This is a genomic window from Streptomyces sp. NPDC005151 (genome assembly GCF_053599875.1).
In genome coordinates this window covers 1-1,495 of the sequence record NZ_JBSFYR010000253.1, presented here as the reverse complement: position 1 = coordinate 1,495, position 1,495 = coordinate 1, and the positions used below count along the sequence as shown (strand labels likewise).

The following is a 1,495-nucleotide window of genomic DNA, read 5'->3' as shown; positions in this document are numbered from 1 at the left end:
AGCAACGGCCTGATCGGTAGGGTCGGGGACTGGCGCGGTGGCGTAGTACGTACGCTCCGTTTCCAGTCCCCGCCACCTCGATCCGTGCATGCGGTTCTCCCGCACACGGCTCACCGACGCCGTTCACCGCCGGCATTCGGTCTCTCCCGCCAAGGCCGGTTCGGCCTGGGTGCGGCAACGATCCCGACAAGGTCGATCAGGGCGAGAGGTCCGGACATCTGGTAGGCAACCACCGACCAGCCGAACCCGCGACTGCGGTGGTGCCGTTTGGCCATCCACAGCGCCAGTCGCGTCCGCGTGAACATCCTGATCTCGTCGAAGTGGCGTGATGAGTTGCCGTACTTGAAGTACGCCGCCCATCCCGACAGGAACCAGTTCATTTCCTGCACCACCACCTCAACGGGCAGCCGCAGCCGGGACCGGTCCGTCAGTTCACGGAGCCGGTCACGTGCGTGCCGCATAGCCTTGTCTGCGGGCCAGCGAGCGAGGTAGGTGACGGGCTTGCCGCCCCGACGCGGGACGTGACGCACCAGGCGGTGGTGGAAGCCGAGGAAATCCACTCCCCCGCCGCCCACCTCCAGGTGCACGATCCGCGTCTTGGCCTCCTTCGGCTCCAGGCCGAGTTCGGCCAGCAGCTCCCGAAGCCGCGCGAGCGCGGCCTCGGCCTGCCGCCGGGAGGTGCACATCACCAGCGCATCGTCGGCATAACGCACCAGTTCCCCGTGCTGTCGCACGTCCCATGCCCGGTCGATCCGGTGCAGATAGACGTTCGCCAGCAGCGGGGAGGCAACCCCGCCCTGGGGAGTACCAGTGACCGGCCGACGAACCTTCCCGTCCTCCATCACTCCCGCCCGCAACATCACGCGCAGCAGCTTCAAGACGGACTGGTCGCAGACACGCTCCTCGATCGCCTGCATCAACTTCTCGATCGGAATCGCCTCGAAGCAGTTGGCGATGTCCGTCTCGACCACCCACCGGCGGCCCCGCCAGGACTCGTCAATGACGACCTGGAGGGCATCATGCGCCCCGCGCTTGGGCCGGAACCCGAACGAGCACGGCAGGAAATCCGCCTCGAACACGGGTTCAAGCACGGTCTTCAGCGCGGCCTGCACGATCCGGTCGCGAACCGAAGGAATCGACAGCGGTCTCGTCTCCTGGCTGCCGGGCTTGGGTATGAACACCCGGCGTGCCGGAAGGGGACGATACCGGCCTTCCTTCAACTCCGCGGCCAACTCGTCGAGGAGCCGGGCCACCCCGTACTCCTCGACCTCGGCCAGCGTGGTCCCGTCAATACCCGGAGCACCGTCGTTGCGGCGCACCGTGACCCACGCACGCCACAAGACGTCCCTGCGCAGGACCTTGTCCCACAGCGCGTGAAACCGTCGCCCGGGATCGGCCTTGGCCGTCCGGTAGAGCGCATGCTGCAAGGCACGGACCGGGTCCGAGGGAGAACGTCCCCCGTCGGCGGGACTAGCCACTTGGGCACTCACCGGGC

The 1,495-nt window shown here is 67.5% G+C and carries 1 protein-coding gene; it reads right to left on the bottom strand.

Translation table 11 applies throughout. The annotated features are described in order from the left end of the window. Positions 1–110: 110 nt before the first annotated feature. The coding region (ltrA, locus tag ACWD6R_RS40540) for a group II intron reverse transcriptase/maturase (RefSeq protein WP_451823338.1) at positions 111–1,495 on the bottom strand (1,385 nt) is incomplete at its 5' end.